Genomic DNA, 15,068 nt, shown 5'->3' with positions numbered 1-15,068 from the left:
CATGCCGGGACGGTTGCAGGACCGGGTGGCCGTGGTGACCGGGGCGGCCAGCGGTATCGGGCTGGCCACCGTCCGGCGGTTCGCCGCCGAGGGTGCCCGGGTGGTCTGCGTCGACGTGGACACCGAGGCCGGTCAACGGGCCGCCGACGAGGTGGGCGGGAGTTTCGTCGCGGCGGACGTGGCCGACGAGCCGGCGGTACGCGACCTCTTCGACGGGGTGGTCGAGCGGTACGGGCGGGTGGACATCGCGTTCAACAACGCCGGTATCTCGCCACCCGAGGACGACTCCATCCTGGAGACCGGGCTGGACGCCTGGGAACGGGTGCTTCGGGTCAACACGACGAGCGTCTACCTGTGTTGTAAGCACGTCATCCCGCACATGCGCCGACAGGGCCGAGGTTCCATCATCAACACCGCCTCCTTCGTGGCGTTGATGGGCGCGGCGACGTCACAGATCGCGTACACCGCGAGCAAGGGCGGTGTGTTGGCGCTCACCAGGGAACTGGGCGTGCAGTTCGCCCGGGAGGGCATCCGGGTCAACGCCCTCTGCCCGGGACCGGTGGCCACGCCGTTGCTGCGTGAGCTGTTCGCGGCCGATCCGGAGCGGGCCGCCCGCCGGCTGGTGCACGTGCCGATGGGTCGATTCGGTGAACCGACCGAGATCGCCGCCGCAGTGGCCTTCCTGGCCAGCGACGACGCCTCGTTCATGACCGCCGCGCAGTTCGTGGTCGACGGGGGGATCACCGGCGCGTACGTCACCCCGCTGTGATCTCACTTACACCGATCACGAGCGATCGCGGTCGGCCGGGATCGCCACCGACGCTCACCTGGAGCTGAACAGCGTCCGAACCGCCGTATGCGTTACGTTGCTGATCCGTCTGGGTAGAGAGCGGTCAGGGCATTTGGTGATCGGGAGCGGCGTGGACACGGCCGGGGAGGCTGCATGAACTCGGCCCAGGGGGGCGTGGACGGTGGTCAGCCGTCCGCAGCGGAAAGTGGAACGTCTCCGCTGCTCGCGGCGGCATTCGCGGGTGGCGGTGAGATGGGCGCACTGTTGCGCGACCGCGACTGGTCGGCCAACCCGCTCGGTCCACCGGACCGTTGGCCTGTTTCGCTCGGCAACGCCCTCAGCACGATGCTCGCCTCCAAGGCGCAGATCGCCATGTTCTGGGGCGAGGACCTACGCGCCTTCTACAACGACGCGTACCGGCCCACCATCGGCGACAAGCATCCCGCTGTGCTCGGCGAGCCGGCCCGGGAGCACTGGGCGGAGACGTGGGACGTGCTGGGGCCGCTGCTGACCGACGTGCTGCACGGCGGCGAGGCGTACCAGGCCCGGGACCGTCACTTTCTGCTCGATCGGCACGGCTTCGTGGAGGACGTCTACTTCGACGTCTCGTACGATCCGATCCGCGACGTCGACGGTGCGATCAGCGGGGTGCTCTGCATCTGTAGCGAGACCACCGGGCGGGTGCTCAGCGAACGCCGGCTGCGCGCGCTGGCCGAACTCGGCTCGGAACTGGCCGATCCGGTGGACACCGAGGAACTTGGCCAGGTCGCGGCGGCGGTGCTCGACCGGCATCAGGCCGACGTCCCATTCGGGCTGCTCTACCTGCGTGACGGTGAAGGACATCCGCGCCTGGCCGGGGCCAGCGGTGCGGTGACCGTCACGGTCGATCCGTCCGCCCGGCTGATGGAGCTGGCCGCGACCGGCGCGAGTGCGGTGGTGTCCACCGCCGATCTGCTCGGCCAGGTCCCGCCCGATGCCGCCGACGAGGCGGTGGTGCTCCCGATCAGCGCGACAAACGAACCGGTCGGGGTGCTGGTGCTGGGAATGGCCCGGCGGCTGCCGCTGACCGATGACTACCGCACCTTCTTCGAGCTGGTCGCCGCGCAGATCTCCCGGGCGGTCGGCAAACAGCGGGCGTACGAGCAGGAACGGGCCAGGGCCGCCGAGCTGGCCGCCCTGGACCTGGCCAAGACCAACTTCTTCGCCAACGTGAGCCACGAGTTCCGTACGCCACTGACCCTGGTGCTGGGCCCGTTGGAGGACCTGCTCGCCGACCCGAGGCTCAGCGAGGACCACACGCGGCGGCTGACCGTGATGCACCGCAACGCGTTGCGGCTGCTGAAGCTGGTCAACACGGTGCTCGACTTCTCGCGGCTGGAATCCGGGCGGCTGGTGGCGCACTACGAGCCCACCGACCTGGCCGACTACACCTCCCGGGTGGCCAGCACGTTCCGCTCCGCCACCGAGCGCGCCGGGCTGCGACTGGTGGTGGACTGTCCGCCGTTGGCGGAGCCGGTCTTCGTCGACCCGGACATGTGGGAGAAGATCGTCCTCAATCTGGTCTCCAACGCCCTGAAGTTCACCTTCGAGGGAGAGATCAGCATCCGGGTCCGTACGGTAGGCGGCGCAGCCCAACTGGAGGTCTCCGACACCGGGGTGGGCATCGAAGCGCAGGAACTTCCGCACGTTTTCGAGCGGTTCCACCGGGTGCCGGGAGTGCGCTCCCGCAGCCATGAGGGCACCGGGATCGGCCTGGCCCTGGTGCGGGAACTGGTCGAGATGCACGGCGGACGGGTCAGCGCCACGAGCCGGATCGACGCCGGCAGCACCTTCGTGGTCACCATCCCGTTCGGGTCCGGGCACCTGCCGGCCGACCGGGTGGCCGACGCCGATCACACCGAGCGGGAGCCGCGGCAGGCCCCGCTCTTCGTCGCCGAGACCGCTCAGTGGACCGCCGGTCCGCTCGCTGCCGCGTCCCGCCCGGCACCGGCCGACGCCCCGACCGCGCTCGACGGTGACGCCTCGGCGGAACGGATGCGGCCCCTCACCGCCGGGCCCGCCGGCCGCGTGCTCGTCGTCGACGACAACCCTGACCTGCGCGAACACGTCACCCAGTTGCTCGTGCCCACCTGGGAGGTGCGCACCGCCGCCGACGGGGTGGAGGCGCTGCGCCTCGCCACCGATGGTGCCTTCGACCTGGTGCTGACCGACGTGATGATGCCGCGCCTGGACGGCTTCGGTCTGGTCGCCGCGCTGCGCGCGGACCCGCGTACCCGGTACGTACCGATCGTGCTGCTTTCCGCCCGCGCCGGTTCCGCCGAGGAGGTGGCCGGGTTGTCGGTGGGTGCCGACGACTACCTCACCAAGCCCTTCTCCGGGCAGGAGCTGATCGCCCGGGTCCGCGCCAACATGGCCCTCGGTCAGCTGCGTAACCAGATCATCCGCCGGCTGCGTGCCCTCGCGGACGCGGCGGTCGCGGTCAACACCGCCCGATCCACCGCCGACGTGCTCCAGGTCGCCGCCCGCCATGCGTTGAGTCTCGCCGAGGCCGTCCGGGTGGCGGTCTCCGCCGGCGGCGCGCGCTACGAGGCCGACGCCGGTGGAGCCAGCAGCGCCGAGCCGTCCTTCGTCCTGCCGTTGACAGGAGTGGCCGACCAGCCGCTCGGCGAGCTGCGGGTGTGGCATCCGGCCGCCGAGAGCGCCGACGCCGACGAGGCCGCGTTGACCCAGCTCGCCCGCCTGGTCGGGGCGCGCATGGAGAACGCCCAGCTCTACGAGGCCGAGCACCGCATCGCCACCACCCTCCAGCACAGCCTGCTGCCCCGCACCCTGCCCCAGTTGCCCGGTGCCGTGGTGGCCAGCCGCTACCTGCCCGGTAGCGCGGACGTCGAGGTGGGCGGCGACTGGTACGACGTGGTGGCCCGGGACGACGACGAACTCGTGTTGATCATCGGTGACGTGGTCGGCAAGGGTGTGCCGGCGGCGGCGGCCATGGGCCAGCTACGCAACGCGCTGCGCGCGTACGTGCTGGAGGGTTTCGAGCCCGGCGAGTCGTTGACCCGACTCAACCGGCTGGTGGGCTCCACCGAGTCACGCTCGTTCGCGACGGTCTTCTGTCTGTGGTTCAGCCCCCGGACGGGTCGGCTGCGTTACGCCAGCGCCGGTCACCCGTCGCCCCTGCTGATCCGGGGCGACGACGTGGCGTTCCTGCACGGCCGGGCGCTCGGGCCGCCGGTCGGTGCCATCGCGGGCACCGAGTACGAGACCGTCCCCGGCGAGCTGCGGGCCGGTGACCGGCTGCTGCTCTACACCGACGGCCTGATCGAGGACCGACAGGTCGGCATCGACGAATCGCTGGCCCTGCTGCGCGCCGACGCGGCCCGCTCCAGTGAGCACGTGGCCGATCTGATCGACGCGGTGGTGGCGCGGGTCGCCGGCCGGCCCCGACGGGACGACGTCGCGGTCCTGGCCTTGGAGGCGGTCGAACTCAACAGGTTCGCGCTGCGGCTGCCCGCCGACCCGACCCGGCTCAGTGTGCTGCGCAAGCGGCTGGAGGACTTCCTGGTCGCCCACCGGGTGGGCGAGACGGACCTGTTCGACCTGACCGTGGCGGTTTCCGAGGCGGCGGCGAACGCCATCGAGCACCCGGTCGACCCGGCCGAGCCGGTGATCGAGATCGAGGTGCGGGTCGAGGACCGTACGGTGGTGGCGACGGTGGCTGACAGCGGGCGGTGGCGGGAGTCGACCGGATCGGGTTTCCGGGGTCGCGGGCTGTCGCTGATCCGGGCACTCGGGGATCTCTCGGTCGAGCACACCCCTGAGGGGACACGGGTCACCCTGCGCCGGGAGCTGAGCGAGTAGTTGAGCGCCGGTCGGGCGGCTCAGGCCGGGTGCAGCCAGGGCTGAGTCCCCAGACCGGCGATCTCCAACACCCGACTGACCTGTCGGGACGGCAGCACCGTCAACGCGTCCGGGTAGTGGCCGGCGAGCCGGACCACCGCGTGGATGGCCGCCGAGTCGAAGAAGGTGACTGCCCGCAGGTCGAGTGTCACCCGGCCGGCTGGCTCCCGCAGCACCGTATCGAGCATGGTGTCGGCGGTCGCCATGTCGACCTCGCCGGTGACCACCACGCTCAGGTGATCACCGTCGGTCTCCGCGTTGGCGGAGAAGATGGGAGGTGCGCCCCCTTGATCCACGCAGACACCTTGACACAGTGCTTGTGGTAGGGCAACAACCGCTCGGGGCTGCCGGTGGTGGGGGTCACTGCACGGGCGGCGATAGGCTTGCGTCATGACCGTCCGTGCGCCGCTGACCCCCGGCACGCTCTCCCCGTGGCGGCCGGTGCCCGCCCACATCGCCCGCCCGGAGTACGTCGGCAAGAAGGCCCCCCGGCCCTGGCAGGGGTCGCACGTGCAGACCCCGGAGACCATCGAGAAGATGCGGCTGGCGGGGCGGATCGCCGCCCAGGCGGTGCAGTTGGCGGGGGAGCACTGCAAGCCCGGCGTGACCACCGACGAGATCGACCGGGTGGTGCACGACTTCCTCATCGACCACGGTGCCTACCCGTCGACCCTGGGCTACCGGGGCTTTCCGAAGTCCTGCTGCACCAGCCTCAACGAGGTGATCTGCCACGGCATCCCCGACTCGACCGCGCTTGTCGACGGCGACATCATCAACGTCGACGTCACCGCGTACATCGGTGGAGTGCACGGCGACACGGACGCGACGTTCTGCGTCGGCGAGGTAGCCGAGGAGAACCGGCTGCTGGTCGAGCGGACGCACGAGGCGATGATGCGGGGGATCCGGGCGGTCGCCCCGGGCCGGCAGATCAACGTGATCGGCCGGGTCATCGAGTCGTACGCGAAGCGTTTCGGCTACGGCGTGGTCCGCGACTTCACCGGTCACGGCATCGGCGAAGCCTTCCACAGCGGGCTCTACGTGCCGCACTACGACAGCCCGCGCCCGACCGACGTGATGGAGCCGGGAATGACCTTCACCGTCGAGCCGATGATCACGCTCGGCACCTACCAGTACGACCTGTGGGACGACGGCTGGACGGTGGTCACCAAGGACCGCAGGTGGACCGCCCAGTTCGAGCACACCGTGCTGGTGACCGAGGACGGCCACGAGATCCTGACACTGCCGTGACCGAAACCCCTGCGGCGCTGCGTGAGCACCATCACGCCGACGTGTCCGGCGGCTGGCTGCGCCCGGCCGTGTTCGGTGCGATGGACGGCCTGGTCACCAACATCGCCCTGATCGCCGGTGTCGGCGGCGGTGGCGTCTCGCCCCGCACCATCGTGCTCACCGGCACCGCCGGCCTGGTGGCCGGTGCCATCTCGATGGCGCTCGGCGAGTACACAAGCGTGCGGTCGGCCAACGAGCAGATCGCCGCCGAGGTGGCCAAGGAACGACGGGAGCTGGAGCGCCACCCGGAGGCCGAGGCCCGCGAGCTTGCCGACCTGTGGATCGCCCGGGGCCTGCCGGAAGACCTCGCCGTCCAGGTCGCCGAGGCGGTACGCCGTCACCCGGAGCAGGCGCTGCGGATGCACGTGCAGGAGGAGTTGGGCGTCAACCCGGACGAGCAACCCAACCCGTGGGCGGCGGCGCTCTCGTCGTTCCTCTGCTTCTCCGTCGGGGCGTTGGTGCCGCTGCTGCCGTACCTGTTCGGGGCGACCAGCCTGGCCCTGGCCCTGGCGTTCGGCGGGCTCGGGCTCTTCGTCGCCGGTGCGGCCGTCTCCCGGTTCACCAACCGCCGGTGGTGGACCGGCGGGCTGCGCCAACTGCTGCTCGGTGGCGCCGCAGCGGTGGCGACATACCTGATCGGCGCGCTGATCGGGGTGTCGGGCGGCCTCGGCTGAGTCAGCCGTCGAGCAGGTCGTCGATGGTGCCGTCGACCGGGCGGCCACGGGCGGTGAGCTCCGCCGACTGGCGGGCCAGCACCGCACCCACCTCGGTCATGTCCGCCCCGGCCAGCCCGGTCCGCCGTACCGCGTCGCCCGGATCCCGGAAGTAGGTGCGGCTGAGTAGTCCGCTGACCGTGGCCGCGCCGAGCCGGGCCTCGCCGAGCATCAGCAGGGCCTGGTCCGTCTCGTACCACTCGGCCAGCCGGGCGGCTCGGGCGTGCGCGGCGCTGCCCCTGTACCACGCCCTGCGGGCGGCCGAGGTGAACTCGGCCGGGCGCGCCCGGGCCAGTCGGCCGAGGTGCTCGTCGCGCAGGGTGGCCAGCCATCCGGTCGGGTCGTGCAGGGCCCGTGTGGTCACGTAGCGGTCGGCGGTCAGCGGCCACCGGCTGGTCAACTGCCGGGCCTGGCGGAGCCGCTCCTCGGCGGCCACGACGGTCAGGTCGACAAGTACGCCGTCCACCCGGCGGGTCGCCGTCGGTGGGCCGGTGCCGGGCCGGTAGGTGACCACCAGCATCCCGACCTCACTGTCGCCACCGCCGTCGTCGTCGCCGTGGGCCAGCGGACCGTGAACCGCGACCGCGAGCACCTCGGCCGGGAACCGCCGCCGGAGGGCCGCGGCGACCCGTTCGGCCATGTCCCATCGGGGATCGTCCCGGTGTTCCTGGACACCGTCCACGCCGACCACCCCGCGTTCGCGCCACCCACAGCGACCTGTCGGTCACGCACACCCTAACGCCTGTGTTCGGGCCTTCGGCCGAGCCGCGACGGGGGTCAGGTGCGGCGGGTGTCGTCGGGCACCAGCCGGAAGATCCGGATCTCCCGGCCACCGGCCCGCTCCACGTACGTCTCGTAGGCCGGCCACTCGTCGACAAGCAGCCGCCACAGCCGGTCGCGTTCGGCGCCCGTGGCGACCTCGGCGCGTACCGGGATCCGGCGACCCTTGACGTCCACCTCGGCCCTCGGCTCGGCGAGCAGGTTCAGCGACCACGCCGGCTGGTGGGCCTGGCCCCAGTTCGACCCGACGACCACGTACCCGTCGCCGTCGGGCACGTAGAGCAGCGGGTTACTGCGCGGCCGACCAGACTTGCGGCCGGTCGTGGTGATCACCAGCGACGGTGCGAGCCCGAGGGCGACCACTCGGCCCCGGGTCAGCCGCCCGACGGCCCGGTCGACGGGTACCAGCAACCGGACCGTGGCACCGAACCAGCGGTACCGACCGACCCGGCGGGTGAGGCTTCCCAGCACGGACATCCGCACAGTCTGCGGTGTCAGGTACCGGTCAGTCCAGACGGCGTTCCACAGGTAGCCGGGACCTGGTGAACAGCGCTGCGCCGAGCATCGCCACCAGCGGTACCGCCACCAGCACAGCCAGGGTGAGCCAGGGCATCACCAGCGGGTAGGGCGGTTCGATCGGCCAGCTGTCGGCGTACCGCCGGTTGGTGAAGGCCAGCACGATCAGGGCCGAGGCGAGTCCGGCGACGATGCCCAACGTCGAGCCGAGCACCGCGATCAGGCCGGCCTGGCAGAGCGACAGCAGACGGCGTACGCCTGGTCCCGCACCGACCGCGGCGAGGGTGGACAGGTCGGCTCGTCCCTCGGCGGCGGCCAGACCGGTGGCGATACCGGCGGCCCCGACGGTGACCACGGCGGAGACCGCCGCCAGCAAGAGCAGCAGCGGCCGGGTGTCGTCGTGGTTCTGATTCCGCTCCACCGCGACTCCCGCGGAGCCGAGCGGGCGAAGTACGGCGGCCAGTTCGTCCTGCCGCTGCTGGTCCGGTGGCTGCTGGGCGTCCAACGCCCAGCCGACCTGCCGGGTCGTGAGCCCGAGTCGGTCGGCGGCGGTGGGGGAGAGCACCAGCCAGTGCTCACCGAGCCCGGTATGCAGCGCGTGTCCGGGCACGGTGACGCTGTCCGCCGGCCGTTTCTCGTCGCCGTGCTCGACCCGGAGATCCAGGCGGTCGTCGCGCAGGAAGCGGGCGTCGGTGACCACTGCGCCGCCCGAGTGCAGCGTGGCCGTGGCGGCCTCGACCTCGGCCGGTGCGACCCCGGTGAGCAGCCGCAGCGTGGTGCCGTCGTCCACGGCGACCCGCAGGTACGGGCTCTGGAGCTCGTCGTCGCCGTGTTGGCAGCGGGGATCGGCGCGGGCCCGCAGCTGGTCGGCCGCGCTGAGTGGCTCGTACGGCTGCCAGGGGCAGACGCGCTCGGCCGGCATGGTCGCGGTGATCGTGCAGGCGTAGAAGTCCGGCGAGCAGCCGGCCGCCACCAGCGGGGCGATCGTGTCGGCACCGAGCAGTTCCCGGGCCGGGCGGCTGATCTCGTCGAGGGTGGGTGGCCGATCCGACGCGGGATCGCCGCCGGTGGTGACCAGCACGGTGCGTTCCGGCAGCAGCGCCCGGTTCCGCTGGTCGGTGCGGGCGTCGTCGCTGGCCAGGAAGAGGCCGAGGGCGACGCTGCCGGCGACCGCGGCCATCACGGCGGAGATGGCCGGCGCGGCCGACGCCCGGTTGCGGCTGGCGTCGCGTACGGCGATCCGGGGGGCCAGCGGGAGGAACCGGCCGAGCCGGGCCAGCAGGCCCACCAGCGTCGGGGTGGCGAACACCAGTCCCAGCTCGCCCAGGACCAGCCCGGCGAGGATGACCGGCTGCGAGGTGACGACCGCGCCGATCGCGGCCACGACGGTCCCCCCGGCGGCCAGCGCGACGCCGATGGCGAGCCACCGGCGTCGGTGCGCGGGCGGGGTGCGCCGACCGGCGAGCCCGGCCACCACGTCCTGCCGGGCGGCCGTCCACGCCGGTGCCAGCGCGGCCAGGACCCCGGCCAGCACCGCGACCAGCGCGATCACGACCAGGGCCGCGGGCCAGACGCGGTAGCCGCCGAACCGCTGCGAGAAGATGAACTCCTCGACCAGGGGCCGGCCGGCGATGGCGGCCGTCACGCCGAGCGCGATCCCGGCCACGGCGCCGACCCCACCCAGCACCACGCCGTCGGCGAGCACCACTCGGCGCAGTTGCACCGCATCGCCACCGGCGACCGCCACCAGAGCCAGTTCCCGTCGCCGACGGCGTACTCCCACGGCGAACGCCGGCCCGACCAGCAGCACCACTTCGAGCAGGCCGAGTCCGCCGACGAGCACGCCGGTGCTGACCGCCTCCACGTTCATTCCGCTCATTCGCGAGCCGACGTACTGGGTCAGCTTTCCGGGCGGCGCGGGGACGCGGGCGGCTACCACGATGCCGTTGTGGTTGAGCTGCCGGAAGACGTCGTCGGTGAGCGGGCCGGACAGATCGGCCAGGAAGACCTCGTCGGGGTTGGTCTCCGGAGGCGCTCCGGCGGGGTGCAGGATGACCATCGCGGTCAGTCGCTCGGGGAGTTCGGCCACGCCGACAACCGTCCAGGTGCGGCTGCCGTCTCCGGCGGCGATCCGGTCCCCGAGGTCGACACCGAGGCTGCGTCGGGCGGCCAGGTTCACCGCGATCTCGTCGGCGGTGGCCGGTGCCCGGCCCCGGTGGATCCGGGCGAGGCCGCGCCCGAGCGGGTCGGTCAGGTCGATCGCGGTGGCAGCGATGTCGTCGCGGATCCGGTCACCCTGCCAGGCGCTGAACGGCACCCAGCGACGTATCGGCAGCACCCGGCTGCCCTCGGGTAGCAGCGCGGCGACGTGCTCGGCGCTGACCGGGGCGGTGAGCGGCTGGTCCCGGTCTCCGGAGGTCCAGCCGCTGCCGTCGGAGCTCTGCTCGACCGGGCCGCGCCCGACCACCCGAAGTTCCGCGTCGGCGCTGCCGAGCCGACGATCCAACTCCTCGCCCGGGGTCAGCTGGGCCATGTCGACGCTGACCGCGACGAAGCTCAACGCCAGCACCGGCAGGATGATCATCGATAGCACCAGGGTGGTACGCCCACGGGCCCGTCTCGCCTCGCGGCGGGCGATGCGTAGCGCGGCCCGCCACGACCCGAGCGTCTCGGCCAGCCGTGCACCGCTGGTCAGCCGGGACGGCCGATTGCTCACCGGCCGCTACCGCTGAGCAGGGCCTCCACGCCGGCCAGCGGGGCCGTCGAGTCGACCGTCACGCCGTCGCGCAGGAAGACCACCCGATCGGCCCAGGCGGCATGGCGCGCCTCGTGGGTCACCAGCACCCCGGCGGCCCCCGCGTCGACCCGGCGACGCAGCAACCGCAGCACCGCTTCCCCGGTCTGCGAGTCCAGCGCACCTGTCGGCTCGTCGGCCAGCACGAGGCGCCGCTGACCGACCAACGCCCGGGCGATGGCGACGCGTTGCTGCTGGCCACCGGAGAGCTGGTCCGGGAACCGGTCACCCAGCTCCGACAGACCCACCTCGGTCAGTGCGTCGAGCGCCAGCCGGCGGGCCGCCCGTACCCCGGTGCCGTCCAGTTCGAGGGGGAGAGCGACGTTCTCCACGGCGGTCAGGCTGCCGATGAGGTTGAGGTTCTGGAAGATGTACCCGATGCGGCGGCGGCGCAGCCTGGCCAGCCCACGCCGATCCAGGGCGTGCAGCGGCTGCCCCTCGACGTGCACCTCACCGGCGGTCGGGCTGTCCAGCCCGCCGGCCAGGGTGAGCAGGGTGGACTTACCGGATCCGGAAGGGCCCATCACAGCGACCAGTTCGCCGGGGCGTACGGCCAGGCTCACTCCGCGCAGGGCGTGTACCGCCGCCGGGCCGCTGCCGTGGGTGCGGTGCACGTCACGCAGGTCGAGTACGGTGTCGCCGGCTGATCGGGCACCGGCTCCGTCCGAGGTGGTGGAGTCGGAGGCGGCCGGTGGGTCGGGGGCGGCTGGCTTTCGTCCCCCGGGGGCGGTCACCGTCGTGCCTCCTCACCACTGTGGCCCACCGCCTCGGAGAGGGGCGCTGGGCCGGCGGCCGGGGGGCGGTGCCGTACCAGGCTGCTCTCGCAGTGGTCGAGCCAGCGCACCTCGGCCTCGGCCTGGAACACCATCGCGTCCAGCACCAGCCGCCACGGCAGATCCTCCGGACGGTCGCTGGAGTACTTGAGCCGGGTCAACTCCTGCAACGTCCGCATGGTGGCCGTCCGTTGCGTCTGGACCACCGAACGGACATCCACTCCGGGGGTGGTCAACGCCAGCGCCAGCTTGATCGCCAACTCGTCGCGCGGGCGGTCGCTGCGGCTGATCGGGGTGGCGAACCACAGGGCCAGGTCGGCTCGCCCGGCGTCGGTGATCTCGTACGGCCGTTGTCCGGCTTCGCTCTCCGGCAGCGACCTGACCAGACCGTCCCGCTCCAACCGCGACAAGGTGGTGTAGACCTGCCCGATGTTCAGCGGCCAGGTGGCGCCGGTCGACTCCTCGAAGGCGGCCCTGAGCTGATAGCCGTACATCTGCCCGCGTTCGAGCAGGGCGAGCAGGCCGTGGCGGATGGACATGGACCGGAGTATGCATACCTGGTATGCCGACCCGCAACCGGCGCGGACGTGAGCTGGCCTACGCCCGGTACGTCAGGCGGGCCCGGCTCAGCCGGGGCGGCCCGGGAACGGCACGGTCAACGGGGTGATCTCCGCGCTGCGCCGCCAGCGGGTCGCCCGTACCGCGTACTCCACCAGGGCGGCCAGGGCGCGCTCCCGCTCGGCACCGGAACTGACCGGTAGCGCCGCGCGCCAGAAGGCCGCGGTGCGTTCCTCCACCTGCACGGCGAGGCGCAGCGCGCTGGCCCGGTCGATCACCGGGAAGGGCAACGCGTACCCGGCCCGATCCGGCGGAACGCTGCCGCCGCCGGTACTCAACTGCACCACCAGGGCGTCCCGGCGAGCCCGGTGGGATGCCTCCGCCTCCACCGCGGCCTTGCGTTCGGCGCCGCTGAGTCGGACCCCGACGGGGCCGTAGGCCCAGATGGCGGCGTACTCGGCGGTGAGGGCGCTGGCGAGCGCCTCGGCGGATTCGCTGATGATTCGCCCGCTCATGACGGCACTCCGCTTCGCTGCGTGCTGTCCTGAGGCAGCTCGGCACCGAGTCTGATGATTCGCCCGCCACGCTCGCTCATCGCAGCGCCTCCAGGTGGGTCGCGCGGGCGGCGGCGATCGAGCCGAGCAGCGCGGCGCGCTCGGCGGGCGCCGCCGCACAGGCCCGAATCGCCGCCTCCCGGCCGGCGCGCTCGGATTTCCGCAGCTCGGCCAGCGCGGCCGAGCGATCCGTCGGCGGCGTGGCCGACGGGCCCGCCGTGGGCGTGGCGGAGGCGGTCGCCACCCCGGTCAGCCCGGCCAGTTCTGCGGCGTGCGCCTCGTGTGACTCGGCAAGCGGGAGCAGCCGGGCGGCCAGATCGGGGTGGGCGGTGGCGGCGGCGCGCAGTCCCGCCGCGAGCCGCCGCGATTCGTCCAGCAGCGGCGCGAGCGGATCGGGCTGCGGCGGTGGCTCGTCGCGGTCGAGCAGGCCGCAACCGGTAAGCGGAGCGGCGGCCCCGCCGAGCGCCAGCAGCGCACCGGCCCGCAGGAGGCCGCGGCGGGAAAGCTCGGACGATTCGTCCTGCCAAGTCGTTCTGCCCATCGCCACCGGACAAGTCAACACCATCGGCGTGACGGGTGTCCGGCGGTGGCGTCGGTGCGCCGCCCGGGCCGTCGTCCCGGCGGCGCGTTACGCTCTGCGCAGCCACCGGCGCGTCCGCACCGGTGGCGTGCCGGCATGGCGTCGGCGAGCAGCGGAAGGGTACTTCGGATGACGCAGCGTGGCCGTGCCACCAGGACGACGGGGCGACCCCGCGGTGGCCAGGCTGCACGCGTGGGCCAGACCTCCCGTGGTGACCTCGCCGCCCGCCGCGAGCGGCTGCGTTCGGTGATCGCGCCCGTGGTGCAGGCCGCCGGCTACGACCTCGAGGACCTGACCGTCTCCCGAGCCGGTCGCCGGCACGTGGTACGGGTGATCGTCGATGCCGACGGCGGGATCAACCTGGACGCGGTGGCCGAGGTGTCGCGCGCGGTCTCCACCGCCCTGGACGCGGCCGAGGAGAGCGGCGGCGACATCGTCGCGGGCGAGTACCAACTCGAGGTCAGCTCGCCGGGCGTGGACCGCCCGTTGACGCTGCCCCGGCACTGGCGCCGCAACGTGGGGCGGCTGGTCCGGGTGACCGTGCGTGGCAACACGCCGTCCGGGCAGCCCGGCGGCGACCGGCAGGTCACCGGGCGGGTGGTCGACGCCGACACCGAGCGGGTGGTGCTGGAGACCGACGCGGACCGCGCGGAGTGGGCCTACGCCGATCTCGGCCCGGGCCGGGTACAGGTCGAGTTCACCCGCCTCGACGAATTGGCCGAATCAGAAGACGTCGACGACGATGACGATGTGGAGGACGAGGAGAGGTGAACATCGACCTCGCGGCGCTGCGCGCACTGGAGCGCGAGCGGGAGATCCCGTTCGACACGATCCTCGCGGCGATCGAGACCGCGCTGCTTACCGCGTACCGGCACACCGAGGGTGCTCAGACGCACGCCCGGGTGGAGATCGACCGGAAGACCGGCGCGGCACTTGTCTACGCCCAGGAGCTGGGCGCCGAGGGCGCCGTGGAGCGGGAGTGGGACGACACCCCGCACGACTTCGGCCGGATCGCCGCAATGACCGCCAAGCAGGTGATCCTCCAGCGGCTGCGGGAGGCCACCGACGAGGTTCACTTCGGTGAGTACGTCGGCCGCGACGGTGACCTGGTCACCGGGGTGGTGCAGGCGCACGAGGCACGGGCCGAGAAGGGCATCGTCACCGTCGACCTGGGCAAGCTGGAGGGTGTGCTGCCGCAGTCGGAGCAGGTGCCCGGCGAGCGGTACACCCACGGCGAGCGGATCCGTTGCGTGGTGGTCCACGTGGCCAAGGGAATGCGTGGTCCCCAGATCACGCTGTCCCGTACGCACCCGAACCTGGTGAAGAAGCTCTTCGCCCTGGAGGTGCCGGAGATCGCCGACGGCACGGTCGAGATCGGCGCGATCGCCCGCGAGGCGGGTCATCGTACGAAGATCGCGGTCCGTTCGACCGCCGCCGGGGTCAACGCCAAGGGCGCCTGCATCGGTCCGATGGGTCAGCGGGTCCGGGCGGTGATGAGCGAACTCCACGGAGAGAAGATCGACATCATCGACTGGTCGGACGACCCGGCGACCTTTGTCGGTAACGCGCTCTCCCCGGCCAAGGCGCTCCGCGTCGAGGTGGTCGACCTGGCCAACCGGGCCGCGCGGGTGACGGTTCCGGATTTCCAGCTGTCGCTCGCGATCGGGCGGGAGGGGCAGAATGCCCGGCTTGCTGCCCGACTGACCGGTTGGCGGATCGACATTCGCTCCGATGCCGAACAGGCCAACCCCGCCGGGCAATCCGAAGCTGATCACGTCCGGGAACCGGGCGGAGCGGTGTCGGGTAGCTAGGGGTAGACTTTC

General features: G+C 72.4%; 14 protein-coding genes. 6 read left to right on the top strand and 8 right to left on the bottom strand.

The window, feature by feature from the left end; genetic code table 11:
• The first annotated feature begins 1 nt into the window (after position 1).
• Together Vse01_RS14830 and Vse01_RS14825 are read left to right on the top strand one after the other, a co-directional pair.
• A complete protein-coding gene (locus Vse01_RS14830) occupies positions 2-769 on the top strand; it encodes a 3-oxoacyl-ACP reductase (RefSeq protein ID WP_093401647.1) in 768 nt (255 codons plus the stop codon).
• Between the two features lie 174 nt (positions 770-943).
• Positions 944-4,651 carry a SpoIIE family protein phosphatase gene (locus Vse01_RS14825; RefSeq protein WP_093401646.1) on the top strand — a complete coding sequence of 1,236 codons (3,708 nt, stop codon included), beginning with the start codon at positions 944-946 and terminating at the stop codon, positions 4,649-4,651.
• Between the two features lie 20 nt (positions 4,652-4,671).
• On the opposite strand, the gene Vse01_RS14820 is transcribed toward Vse01_RS14825, so the two are convergent.
• A complete protein-coding gene (locus Vse01_RS14820) occupies positions 4,672-4,986 on the bottom strand; it encodes an STAS domain-containing protein (protein ID WP_232511028.1) in 315 nt (104 codons plus the stop codon).
• A gap of 94 nt (positions 4,987-5,080) precedes the next feature.
• Between Vse01_RS14820 and map the strand changes: the two genes are divergently transcribed.
• Together map and Vse01_RS14810 are read left to right on the top strand one after the other, a co-directional pair.
• A complete protein-coding gene (gene map / locus Vse01_RS14815; RefSeq protein ID WP_093401644.1) occupies positions 5,081-5,938 on the top strand; it encodes a type I methionyl aminopeptidase in 858 nt (285 codons plus the stop codon).
• Complete coding sequence (locus Vse01_RS14810) at positions 5,935-6,651, top strand: VIT1/CCC1 transporter family protein (RefSeq protein WP_093401643.1); 717 nt, start codon at positions 5,935-5,937, stop codon at positions 6,649-6,651. Before map ends, Vse01_RS14810 begins: the two co-directional genes overlap by 4 nt.
• A 1-nt stretch (position 6,652) precedes the next feature.
• Here the strand turns inward: Vse01_RS14810 and Vse01_RS14805 are convergent, their stop codons facing one another.
• The 7 genes from Vse01_RS14805 to Vse01_RS14775 form a co-directional block, all read right to left on the bottom strand.
• On the bottom strand, positions 6,653-7,330 hold the full coding sequence (locus Vse01_RS14805) for a hypothetical protein (RefSeq protein WP_093402023.1): 678 nt from the start codon (positions 7,328-7,330) through the stop codon (positions 6,653-6,655).
• 137 nt (positions 7,331-7,467) lie between these two features.
• Complete coding sequence (locus Vse01_RS14800) at positions 7,468-7,947, bottom strand: nitroreductase family deazaflavin-dependent oxidoreductase (protein ID WP_093401642.1); 480 nt, start codon at positions 7,945-7,947, stop codon at positions 7,468-7,470.
• Between the two features lie 28 nt (positions 7,948-7,975).
• Positions 7,976-10,702 carry an FtsX-like permease family protein gene (locus Vse01_RS14795; protein WP_232511027.1) on the bottom strand — a complete coding sequence of 909 codons (2,727 nt, stop codon included), beginning with the start codon at positions 10,700-10,702 and terminating at the stop codon, positions 7,976-7,978.
• Positions 10,699-11,403 carry an ABC transporter ATP-binding protein gene (locus tag Vse01_RS14790; RefSeq protein ID WP_210937377.1) on the bottom strand — a complete coding sequence of 235 codons (705 nt, stop codon included), beginning with the start codon at positions 11,401-11,403 and terminating at the stop codon, positions 10,699-10,701. The genes Vse01_RS14795 and Vse01_RS14790 overlap by 4 nt, the downstream gene beginning before the upstream one ends.
• A 107-nt stretch (positions 11,404-11,510) precedes the next feature.
• Positions 11,511-12,092, bottom strand: a complete 582-nt coding sequence (locus tag Vse01_RS14785; protein WP_093401640.1) for a PadR family transcriptional regulator — start codon at positions 12,090-12,092, stop codon at positions 11,511-11,513.
• Positions 12,093-12,179: 87 nt separating this feature from the next.
• Entirely contained in the window at positions 12,180-12,626 is a 447-nt protein-coding gene (locus tag Vse01_RS14780) for a ferritin-like domain-containing protein (RefSeq protein ID WP_093401639.1), read from the bottom strand.
• 76 nt (positions 12,627-12,702) lie between these two features.
• Positions 12,703-13,206: a hypothetical protein gene (locus Vse01_RS14775; RefSeq protein ID WP_170863281.1), complete on the bottom strand. Its 504-nt coding sequence runs from the start codon at positions 13,204-13,206 to the stop codon at positions 12,703-12,705.
• Positions 13,207-13,374: 168 nt separating this feature from the next.
• Here Vse01_RS14775 and rimP point away from each other — a divergent pair, with 168 nt between their 5' ends.
• Positions 13,375-14,016: a ribosome maturation factor RimP gene (gene rimP / locus Vse01_RS14770; RefSeq protein ID WP_093401638.1), complete on the top strand. Its 642-nt coding sequence runs from the start codon at positions 13,375-13,377 to the stop codon at positions 14,014-14,016.
• Entirely contained in the window at positions 14,013-15,056 is a 1,044-nt protein-coding gene (nusA, locus tag Vse01_RS14765) for a transcription termination factor NusA (RefSeq protein ID WP_093401637.1), read from the top strand. The genes rimP and nusA overlap by 4 nt, the downstream gene beginning before the upstream one ends.
• Positions 15,057-15,068 lie beyond the last annotated feature (12 nt).

This window comes from Micromonospora sediminimaris, assembly GCF_016863575.1.
Classification (GTDB): Bacteria; Actinomycetota; Actinomycetes; order Mycobacteriales; family Micromonosporaceae; genus Micromonospora; species Micromonospora sediminimaris.
This window is presented reverse-complemented; position numbering and strand designations above follow the sequence as displayed.

What these genes read in the sequence shown, in the direction of transcription:
- Vse01_RS14805 (WP_093402023.1), bottom strand. Translation starts at nt 7,330, where the DNA reads ATGGCCGAACGGGTCGCCGCGGCCCTCCGGCGGCGGTTCCCGGCCGAG.
- rimP (WP_093401638.1), top strand. Translation starts at nt 13,375, where the DNA reads ATGACGCAGCGTGGCCGTGCCACCAGGACGACGGGGCGACCCCGCGGT.
- Vse01_RS14785 (WP_093401640.1), bottom strand. Translation starts at nt 12,092, where the DNA reads ATGTCCATCCGCCACGGCCTGCTCGCCCTGCTCGAACGCGGGCAGATG.
- Vse01_RS14780 (WP_093401639.1), bottom strand. Translation starts at nt 12,626, where the DNA reads ATGAGCGGGCGAATCATCAGCGAATCCGCCGAGGCGCTCGCCAGCGCC.
- Vse01_RS14800 (WP_093401642.1), bottom strand. Translation starts at nt 7,947, where the DNA reads ATGTCCGTGCTGGGAAGCCTCACCCGCCGGGTCGGTCGGTACCGCTGG.
- map (WP_093401644.1), top strand. Translation starts at nt 5,081, where the DNA reads ATGACCGTCCGTGCGCCGCTGACCCCCGGCACGCTCTCCCCGTGGCGG.
- Vse01_RS14830 (WP_093401647.1), top strand. Translation starts at nt 2, where the DNA reads ATGCCGGGACGGTTGCAGGACCGGGTGGCCGTGGTGACCGGGGCGGCC.
- Vse01_RS14775 (WP_170863281.1), bottom strand. Translation starts at nt 13,206, where the DNA reads ATGGGCAGAACGACTTGGCAGGACGAATCGTCCGAGCTTTCCCGCCGC.
- Vse01_RS14825 (WP_093401646.1), top strand. Translation starts at nt 944, where the DNA reads ATGAACTCGGCCCAGGGGGGCGTGGACGGTGGTCAGCCGTCCGCAGCG.